This is a genomic window from Gilliamella sp. App2-1, from assembly GCF_001690255.1.
Classification (GTDB): domain Bacteria; phylum Pseudomonadota; class Gammaproteobacteria; order Enterobacterales; family Orbaceae; genus Gilliamella; species Gilliamella apicola_G.
In genome coordinates, this window is the sequence record NZ_LZGR01000036.1 from 19641 (window position 1) to 29978 (window position 10338).

At 34.0% G+C, this 10338-nt stretch carries 10 protein-coding genes and 1 rRNA gene; 7 read left to right on the forward strand and 4 right to left on the reverse strand.

From position 1 onward, the window contains the following. Positions 1 to 7 precede the first annotated feature (7 nt). From can to A9G22_RS04915, 4 genes are all read right to left on the reverse strand, one after another. Positions 8 to 670, reverse strand: a complete 663-nt coding sequence (gene can, locus A9G22_RS04900) for a carbonate dehydratase (protein ID WP_065586177.1) — start codon at positions 668 to 670, stop codon at positions 8 to 10. Between the two features lie 39 nt (positions 671 to 709). Beyond that, positions 710 to 1777, reverse strand: coding sequence for an FAD-binding protein (locus A9G22_RS04905; protein WP_075508458.1), 1068 nt, complete (start codon positions 1775 to 1777; stop codon positions 710 to 712). Between the two features lie 186 nt (positions 1778 to 1963). Further along, entirely contained in the window at positions 1964 to 3004 is a 1041-nt protein-coding gene (locus A9G22_RS04910; protein ID WP_065586175.1) for a CobW family GTP-binding protein, read from the reverse strand. 17 nt (positions 3005 to 3021) lie between these two features. After that, entirely contained in the window at positions 3022 to 3219 is a 198-nt protein-coding gene (locus A9G22_RS04915; RefSeq protein ID WP_065586174.1) for a YbdD/YjiX family protein, read from the reverse strand. A gap of 311 nt (positions 3220 to 3530) precedes the next feature. On the opposite strand from A9G22_RS04915, the gene murA reads away from it, so the two are divergent. The 7 genes from murA to A9G22_RS04950 all read left to right on the forward strand — a co-directional run. Then, positions 3531 to 4784 (forward strand): UDP-N-acetylglucosamine 1-carboxyvinyltransferase, encoded by a 1254-nt coding sequence (murA, locus tag A9G22_RS04920; protein ID WP_065586173.1) that lies wholly within the window; start codon positions 3531 to 3533, stop codon positions 4782 to 4784. Between the two features lie 54 nt (positions 4785 to 4838). Then, positions 4839 to 5414: a DJ-1 family glyoxalase III gene (locus A9G22_RS04925; RefSeq protein ID WP_065586172.1), complete on the forward strand. Its 576-nt coding sequence runs from the start codon at positions 4839 to 4841 to the stop codon at positions 5412 to 5414. Positions 5415 to 5425: 11 nt separating this feature from the next. Continuing rightward, on the forward strand, positions 5426 to 6322 hold the full coding sequence (locus A9G22_RS04930; protein WP_065586171.1) for a cation diffusion facilitator family transporter: 897 nt from the start codon (positions 5426 to 5428) through the stop codon (positions 6320 to 6322). 93 nt (positions 6323 to 6415) lie between these two features. Beyond that, entirely contained in the window at positions 6416 to 7378 is a 963-nt protein-coding gene (gene pfkA, locus A9G22_RS04935) for a 6-phosphofructokinase (RefSeq protein ID WP_065586170.1), read from the forward strand. 222 nt (positions 7379 to 7600) lie between these two features. Next, positions 7601 to 7852 carry a GNAT family N-acetyltransferase gene (locus A9G22_RS04940; RefSeq protein ID WP_065586169.1) on the forward strand — a complete coding sequence of 84 codons (252 nt, stop codon included), beginning with the start codon at positions 7601 to 7603 and terminating at the stop codon, positions 7850 to 7852. Positions 7853 to 7991: 139 nt separating this feature from the next. Continuing rightward, positions 7992 to 9062 carry an acyltransferase gene (locus A9G22_RS04945; protein WP_081296911.1) on the forward strand — a complete coding sequence of 357 codons (1071 nt, stop codon included), beginning with the start codon at positions 7992 to 7994 and terminating at the stop codon, positions 9060 to 9062. A gap of 642 nt (positions 9063 to 9704) precedes the next feature. Further along, positions 9705 to 10338: ribosomal RNA gene (locus tag A9G22_RS04950) — 16S ribosomal RNA — on the forward strand; the annotation flags it as partial.

Below are 10338 nucleotides of genomic sequence, written 5' to 3' on the forward strand. Positions count from 1 at the left end.
AATTGGGTTATTTTTGTGACTTATGTAAATTTAAAAGATAAGAAATTGCCTCACGATAATTAATTTCAAGATTTTCACTGCTGGATGATGTGATATGTAAATCGGTTATTTTACCGTTATCAATACCGTAAACCCAACCATGTAAATTGACTTTTTGACCTCGTTGCCAAGCTGATTGGATTATTGTGGAGTGACCAAGGTTGTAAACTTGTTCAATTACATTGAGTTCACATAACACATCTAAGCGGATATCGGGTGGAAATTGGCCCAGTAGTGAGCTGTTTCGAAACCACAGATCACGAATATGCAGTAGCCAGTTATTAATTAACCCTAAATCAGGATTTTCAACTGCATCACGAATTCCACCACAACCTAAATGCCCACAAACAATGATATCTTCAATTTTAAGTACATCTACAGCATATTGGACTACAGATAAACAGTTGAGATCGGTATGAATAACAAGATTGCCTACGTTTCTATGAACAAATAGCTCACCTGGTTTTAACTGAATAAGTTTTTCTGCTGAAACACGGCTATCTGAACAACCGATCCATAAAAATTTTGGATTTTGTGCAACAGCAAGCTGTTTAAAAAATTCCGGATCTTCTTGCTCAATTTTTTCTGACCATTCGTGATTCAAATGAATTAAATCGTTTACATCAAACATAACTAATATTTTCCTATATATTTCATTACTATTTTTATTTTATGTTATCCAATATTGTTCAATATACTGAACTTTACTTTTCATTATCAATTTACGCCATAAAGGAGTTGTTAATAGTTTAGCTTTAACAATTTTGCTATAAAGTTTTAAACGTAATGGAATTGTACGTTGATAATAACATTTGTTGGGGTTTGGATTACCACTATTTAGAATTTTGCTTAAAATTTCAGCGCTATCCAAAGCATAACTAATACCTTCTAAAGAGCTTGCACTAATAAAACCAGCGGCTTCTCCAATTAGAAAGATATTTTCATTGCCTGTGTGAAAATCACCAAACCTATTTGGGTAAACCACTAAACATTTTTCCGTTTTGAGTGGTTTACCGAAAATAAATCCTTGTGTTGCTAATTTTTCTTTTAATTGTTCAAATTTTTCATTTGCTATTTTTTTAGGAAAAGAGCCACCAAAGATAAAATAACCATCTTTCGAAATACTCCAAGCATAGCAATTTGTTGATTCATTATCGAATATACACGAATTAAATGGATTTGGGTGCAGATCTGTAAACCATTGCTGTATCGCCACATATTGTCTTATTGTATGCTGAGGATATCGCATTCGCCTAACAAGAGAATTGGCACCGTCAGCACCGACCACATATTGCGTTGTGATATTATGTTCAGTTTTATTTTCATCAATATAGGTGATTTGATAACCATCAATGATACGTCTTACTTCTTTACAAAGCGTATTATGAAGAATGGTTACTTTTGATGGTATCAGTGATTTTAGCCACAGATCGAATTTGTGCCGATCAAAACTCACATAACTTCGTTGATAATTGCGAATAAGTTTGGTTTGTAAGTCATAAGTTTTTACACTAAAAATTTGAGGATCCGTTAAAATATCAGCTGGTAAGTTTAAATTTTGCCGAACAAAGGACCTTTGCGCATCATCCACTAATAGTCCACCACAAGGTTTATGAAATCCTTCATCTTCTGTTTGAAGTTTGGTATCTAATGCAATGACTTTGAAAGAAGGGCTAAGTAAACGAGCTAGCGTACAGCCAGCCGGTCCAAGACCTATGATTGCTATATCGTAATTCATGTTATTGTGCTGCTTGTATTATAACGTTTAAAGGGGGGGAGGCATGTTAGCAAATTAAATGAAGTGTGGCTATTAAAGATGTAAGCATCTCTACATTAATTAGCTTATTAAAAATTTCAGTGAAGTATTTGTTTCAGTATAAAAACAGGATGTAAATTTACTTTTTCAATGTATTTATTTTCGCTTTTAGTCTGATATTGTTTTCAAAAATGCTTTGTTTAAATCATTAAAAGGTAGTGTTCGACTGATTATTACTAATCGAGATATTCTTTCTGATAAATGTTGCCAGGGAGAACCATAGTCAAATCCTACGACTTTATGTACACCTTGAACAATTAATCGTTGCTCATTACCTTTAATAGCTAAAACACCTTTGTAGCGTAACATGTCATTGCCATATTGTTCGACCAAACTCTCCATAAAAGTGCCAATTTTTTTCAGATCTAGCTCGCCGGCTTCAAAAAGATATGAACAAATATTATCATCCCATGATGTAACTTGTTTTTGGATTGGGAGTGGTTGAAAATTTGCTTCAAGTTTTTTAGTTGGGTTGATAACAAAAAAGCCTTTATTTATTGTTAATTCATCACTGAGATCAAAGGCATGTATATCAAGCCATTGTGATTTTAGTATTTGCCCTTTTATCGCTTCAAAGATAATGCCTTTATGATTGATTTTATGAATTCGATTAATCACTTCGGCTTTTTGTTGATTACTAATACAATCGGTTTTAGTTAAAATAATGCGATCTGCAAAACCAATTTGTGAAAGAGCTACCCGATGTTCATTAAGATGTTTTAAAATATGATTGGCATCGACAAGAGTAATAATGCCATCAAGTTGAATTGTTTCTCGAATTAAATCATCAATAAAAAAAGTTTGAATGATTGGTGCTGGATCGGCAAGTCCGGTTGTTTCGATAATCAGTCGGTCAACTTGTAATTCACCTGTTAAACGCTTTGCGTGTAATTTATGTAATGCTTCAGTAAGTTCGCCTTGCACGGTACAACAAATACAGCCATTAGTCATTTCGACAATTTGAATTTTAGGACTAACATTTAATACATTGCTATCAATGTTTACTGGACCAAATTCGTTTTCGATAATAATTATTTTCTCATTATGGTTATATTTTAGTAAATAATTGATGAGTGTTGTTTTACCTGAGCCAAGAAATCCAGTTAATAACGTTACAGGTAATAATGGAAATGAGATAAGGTTTGTCATTTATAGTTTCTTAATTGCTAGCAACACTTAAATCCACCTTTACCATTATACTTCGCCTCTTGACGCTCTTTGAAGAACTCTTCATAAGTCATGGGTATTTGTTCTGGGTGAGTGAGCTTCATATGCTGAACATAATTATCATAATCAGGAATACCAACCATTAGTTTAGCTGCTTGACCAAGATATTTTCCGGCTTTTGCGAGTGAATTGAACATATCTTTTCTCTTGATTGAACATCATTATGTTGATGATGTAAGGATATTGTGTGTTATATCACATAACTTAAATTATTTTAAAAAAAACTAATCCATTCCAATATAAAGTGCTAAATAGTCTAAGTCAATCATTAATAGAGCATAATTATTACTCGATTCTAAAATAAGACAAGATTTTTGATAACGATTGATTCTATTTACTTTTGTTTCATTTAAGGAAGGCAATATTTTATTTTTTTCATGAAATTCATTTATCTATTAATAAATAACTCTTATAATATTTGATAGTTTATCAGGTATAAGAGTTAATAATGGAAAAGTTTCACGTAACAGGTCCAACCACACTAAATGGTGAAGTGGTTATCTCTGGCGCAAAAAATGCTGCGCTACCCATTTTATTTGCTGCGATTTTAGCTGAAAAACCAGTAGAGCTTCGTAATGTTCCCAAGTTGAAAGATATCGACACAACGCTGGAATTGTTAAGCCAGCTAGGCGTAAAATGTGAACGAAGTGATATTATTCATCTTGATGCTGGTCATCTTAATAATTATTGTGCACCTTATGAGCTAGTTAAAACGATGCGCGCTTCAATTTGGGCTTTAGGTCCACTTGTTGCTCGTTTTGGACAAGGACAAGTTTCATTACCTGGTGGCTGTGCTATCGGCGCAAGACCTGTTGATCTTCATATTACGGGTCTTGAACAATTAGGGGCAACAATTACACTTGATGAAGGTTATGTTAAAGCATCGGTAAATGGACGACTTAAAGGTGCTCATATTGTCATGGATAAAGTGAGTGTGGGCGCTACCGTTACTATTATGTCAGCAGCGTCTTTAGCTAAAGGTAAAACCGTAATCGAAAATGCAGCTTGTGAACCTGAAATTGTTGATACAGCTAAATTCCTGAATATGCTAGGCGCTAAAATTACCGGTGCTGGTACAATGCGTATTGAAATTGAAGGGGTCGAATGTTTAGGTGGTGGCGCGCATGAGATCGTTTCTGATCGCATTGAAACAGGGACTTTTTTAGTTGCGGCAGCTATATCTCAAGGTAAAATTACTTGTCGTAAAACGGATCCTACCTTGCTTGATTCTGTGCTTTCTAAATTGAAGGAGGCTGGTGCTAAAATTGAAATTGGTGACGATTGGATTTGTTTAGATATGCAGGGAAAAAGAGCGAAAGCGGTCAATATTCACACCGCTCCCCATCCAGGTTTTCCTACCGATATGCAAGCACAATTTTCATTATTGAATATGGTTGCTGAAGGTACAGGAATCATTAAAGAAACGATTTTTGAAAATCGATTTATGCATGTGCCTGAGTTAATTCGTATGGGCGCTAGAGCTGAAATTGAAGGCAATACCTTAATTACGCATGGCGTTGAAAAATTGAGTGGAACACAAGTCATGGCAACGGATTTAAGGGCGTCAGCAAGTTTAGTTTTAGCTGGTTGCATTGCTGAAGGATTAACTACGATTGATCGTATTTACCATATTGATCGTGGTTATGATAATATTGAAGAAAAACTAATAAAATTAGGCGCGAATATTGAAAGAGTAAAATAAATCTCATTTTATTAAATATGATAAGTCAGTTACTTATTCAAAAGAGGGACAACAATGACAAAACAAGCGTTGGTATTTTTATCAAATGGTTGTGAAGAAACAGAAGCAGTCACGACAATTGATTTATTAACCCGAGCCGATATTAAAGTGACTACCGCGAGTATCTCGAATATTCGTGAAATTGAATGTTCCCGAGGAGTAACAATTTTAGCTAAAAAAACGATTTTAGATATTCAATACATTGATTTTGACGTTGTCATTTTACCTGGTGGTGTAAAAGGCGCAGAAAATTTTCGAGACTGTCCATTATTGATCGAGAAATTAAAACAAACACATCAGAGTGGTGGTATTGTTGCTGCAATCTGTGCTTCGCCAGCTATGGTTTTACAACATCATAATTTATTCCCACACGCTGATATGACCGGTTATCCAACCACTAAAGAAGCATTCAAAAATTGGAAAAACGATAGAGTTTATTTTGATGAGCCGAATAAAGTTATTACAAGTCAAGGTCCAGCAACTTCGATTGATTTTGCTTTAAAAATTATCGATGTGTTGTTGGGGAGAATTAAAGCTGCTGAGGTTGCGCGGCAATTAGTTCTTCCTTTGGGGATTGAAGCCTATCAATAATTAGGTACCAAATGTCAAATTTACATTTGTACGAAAAATTAGTTAAAAGAGCGACGTTAATTGCTGTTTTAACCTCTATTGTGCTGATTTTAATTAAATTTATTACTTGTTGGTTTACAGGTTCAATAAGTTTATTTGCGTCATTATTGGATTCAAGTATCGATCTACTTGCTTCTGGTTTTAATTTCTTTTTAGTCCGTTATGCACTAAAACCTGCTGATGCTGATCATACCTTTGGTCATGGTAAAGCTGAGTCCTTGTCCGCATTATCACAAAGCGCATTTATTATTGGCTCAGCGATAATTTTATTACTTTCTAGTATTCGATATTTTATTCATCCGAGTGAACTTCAGGCACCTTTATTAGGAATAGCTGTTTCTACCGTTTCTGCTGTAATTACAGGTGTTCTTGTTTTATATCAAAGATATGTAGTAGAAATTACTAACAGTAATGCTATACAGGCTGATATGTTGCATTATTTTTCCGACATGTTGATGAATATTGCCGTTATCGTTGCACTTTGTTTAAGTTGGTATGGCATTACTTATGCTGATGTGACTTTTGCATTATTTATTGCTTTATATATTTGTTATAGTGCATATTATATTGCCTATAAAGCCATTCAGGATCTGCTTGATCGCGCTTTACCTGATAGTGATAATGTACGAATTGCTGAAATTGTTGCTTCATATCCTGAAGTACGAGGCTTTCATGATCTAAAGACCCGGCAAGCTGGTACTCTAAAATTTATTCAATTGCATCTTGAATTGGATGATGATATGACTTTAGTCACGGCACACGCTATTGCTGATGCTATTGAAAAACATATTTCTAAAGAATTCTCTCCTGCGACAGTAATTATTCATCAAGATCCAATTTCTGTTGTACCGATCGAAATGATGAAGTAGGAAAATTAATCAAAAATAGCCTTTATCGTCTATTGTTAGATATCTGTTAAGCCTCTATAATAACTAAAAGTTAATAATTTGGAGTTAGTTTATATGATAAAAAAAATAGGTATTTTAACCAGTGGTGGCGATGCTCCAGGAATGAATGCAGCTATCCGTGGTGTAGTGAGAACTGCATTAACAGAAGGTTTGGATGTTTTTGGTGTTTATGATGGTTATATGGGCCTTTGTGAAGATCGTATTATTCAACTAGAGCGTTCAAGTGTGTCAGATATCATTACCCGTGGTGGTACATTTCTTGGCTCGGCTAGATTTCCCGAGTTTAAAGATAAAGCCGTAAGGCAAAAAGCCCTTGCCAATTTAAAAAAACATCAAATTGATGCTTTAGTGGTTATTGGTGGTGATGGTTCATATATGGGGGCAATGCGTTTAACCGAAGAAGGTTTTCCATGTATCGGCTTACCAGGTACTATCGATAATGATATTCGTGGTACTGATTATACAATTGGTTATTTTACTGCACTTAGTACTGCAGTTGAAGCAATCGATAGATTACGTGATACTTGCTCTTCACATAATCGAATTTCAGTTATTGAAATTATGGGGAGAGACTGTGGTGATTTAACCTTAAATGCCGCTGTTGCTGGTGGTTGTGAATTTATGATTATTCCTGAGGTTTCTTATACTAAAGAAGATCTAATCGAAGAAATTAAACTTGGCTTTGCAAAAGGTAAAAAACATGCAATTGTGACTGTTACAGAGCATATGTGTGATGTAAATCAACTTGCAGCAGACATTGAAGCTGCAGTTCACCATGAAACACGTGCAACGGTATTGGGACATGTTCAACGTGGCGGTTCTCCTGTTCCTTATGATCGTATTTTAGGTTCTCGTATGGGAGCTTATGCTGTTGAATTATTGTTACAAGGTCATGCAGGTAGAAGTGTTGGTGTGCAAAATGGTAAATTAGTTCATCATGATATTATAGATGCTATCAATAATATGAAACGACCATTTGATATGGATCTTTATAATACAGCTAAACGTTTATTTTAATTATTAGTTGTGTCACGTAAGCATGATCTGTTTTGATAAAGATCTAGCTATTTGATTATTGGTGAACTGTTGAAAATGAAATTTTAAAACAGTCACCTATTTATATTATCTTCTTTTAAAGTCAATTGATATTGGGAGATTCTACTATAAAAAAGTTTTGAATTTATCAAGTATGAATGTGCTTCATAATAAATGAATTACAATGGTATATAGGTAATTTCTATGTCGTTATATTTCTTAGAAGATAATGATCGTTTTTATGCTTGTGATGCTAATAATAAAGAAATAGCTGAAATGACTTTTACAAGAGTAGGGAAAGATAAAGCTACTATTAATCATATTTACATCGATCCAGTATATCGTGGTCAAGGTATTGCTGATAGTTTATTAGACATAGTGGTAAAAAAATTACAGCAAGAGGAACGTGAAATTATCCCAATTTGTTCATTTGCGGTTAATAAATTGGCTAGATAATTAGATTAAGTTAAATGATGTAATTAATTGATATATTAATTATATTATGCCCTATTTTTATTTTTGTAAATGGTGGTTCTAGTTACACGAATATGTGGTATTGTATGCATATTCACTTCCATTGTTTATAATATCTAAAATGATAACAAAAAAGTCGCAAAAGATTAACTCCATTCACGTATTACGTGGTGTTGCAATTATTATGATTGTTTTTAGCCATTGTTTAGGAGTATTTAAAAATACCCATTTAATTGCTAATAGCTATTTGTTTTCTTTTTTAAATTTATTTGCCTTTAATTTTACCACTTTTTTTGTATTAATTGCTGGTTTCTTATTTCAACATCTAACTTATAAATTTGATACTGAGACTTATTATTTATCTAAATTTAAGACAGTAGTATGTCCTTATATTTCTGTATCTATTTTTTGTTTTATTTTTTTTCATTATCCGTATTTATCTAATTTACCGTGGTATTCATCGACTGAACCTAGCGTTATTAGCACAATAATTAAGATGATGTTAACTGGAACACAATTGCTACCATTGTGGTTTATGCCGATGATCATTATTATTTATCTAATGGCTCCATTGTTATATTTTTGGTCAAAAAAAAGTTTAATGGTAGCAGGACTTATTTCTATGTTTTGGGTTGTAATGTTTACTAAACCTGATTTTACTCAACCTATCTTAAATTTGTTGCATTATGGTCCAGTTTATCTAATTGGTATGATGATAAAACAAAATTATGAAACCATTATGAAGTCAGTAAAAGATAATTTGTTCTTAGTCATATTCTTTTTTTGTCTATGTTTTTTGGTTTCATTTACTTATCGTTATGTGAGCCATTTAGGTGTTGAAAGTCTTTATTACGATACATTACAAAAGATTATTTTATTTATATTAGCACTTTATTTTTTAGATGGGCTCAATTATAGAACAAATGAAGGAAAGCTATATAAATTCTTTTCTTATATGGCTAATGTAAGCTTTCCTATCTATTTTATTCATGAAATTATTGTATTAGAACTTGAAAGACTACTGTATATGTCTCCGCTCAGTAATATAATCAAAACTGACAATGGTTGGTTAGCTTCTTTGGGCGCGGTGATCTTTTTAGTATCTACTTTAGTTGTAAGTATCATTATTGCTAATATAATAAAATTTATTTTTAAAAATAAAACAAAATATCTCATTGGCGGAATTCGGTAAGTAATGACATTCTCATTTTAATTTAGCTCTTTCAAGGTAAATTTTTATTAAAAGAAACTGTATGACTTTTATATCTAGAAAAATAAATAGCTTTTTAATTGAATAATATTTTCAGAATATAAATCAAAGCTCGAAGTTTATACTGAAAATATAATAGACTGCGTATTAGAATATAAATTAACTTAATAAATTGTTTTTCAATAGCAAATGATATTTATTTTATTTATATTAAAAGTGCTGAACAAAAAAAACGATCAAAAAAAAATCAAACGGAGAAGAAAATGAAATTAATACTTGCATGATTTTTTAAACCCCCTATAATGCGCATCCACTGACACGCAGTCAGCGACAAGCAGACAGTGAGTGAGTTAAAAAATAAGATCGAAAAATTGAAAAAAAGATCTTGACGAATTAAAAGGTGTAGCGTAGTATACGCAGCCCTTGAGACAGCAAACTAAATTGACAAAAAGTTGATTAGATATTGAAGCTGTCAGCTCTTTAAAAAGAAGAAACAGACAATCTGTGTGGGCACTTGCGAGACGAAGAATGAAAAGTCTACGGACTTAAAAGAATCAAGTCTTGATAAGTGACACTGAAGATTCATTTGAATATGTCAGAGACAGTTATTGAGCATCAAACTTTAAATTGAAGAGTTTGATCATGGCTCAGATTGAACGCTGGCGGCAGGCTTAACACATGCAAGTCGAACGGTAACATGAGTGCTTGCACTTGATGACGAGTGGCGGACGGGTGAGTAATGTATGGGGATCTGCCGAATGGAAGGGGACAACAGTTGGAAACGACTGCTAATACCGTATAAAGTTGAGAGACCAAAGCATGGGACCTACGGGCCATGCGCCATTTGATGAACCCATATGGGATTAGCTAGTAGGTGAGGTAATGGCTCACCTAGGCGACGATCTCTAGCTGGTCTGAGAGGATGACCAGCCACACTGGAACTGAGACACGGTCCAGACTCCTACGGGAGGCAGCAGTGGGGAATATTGCACAATGGGGGGAACCCTGATGCAGCCATGCCGCGTGTATGAAGAAGGCCTTCGGGTTGTAAAGTACTTTCGGTGATGAGGAAGGTAGTGTATCTAATAGGTGCACTAATTGACGTTAATTACAGAAGAAGCACCGGCTAACTCCGTGCCAGCAGCCGCGGTAATACGGAGGGTGCGAGCGTTAATCGGAATGACTGGGCGTAAAGGGCATGTAGGCGGATAATTAAGTTAGGTGTGAAAGCCCTGGGCTCAACCTAGGAATTGCACTT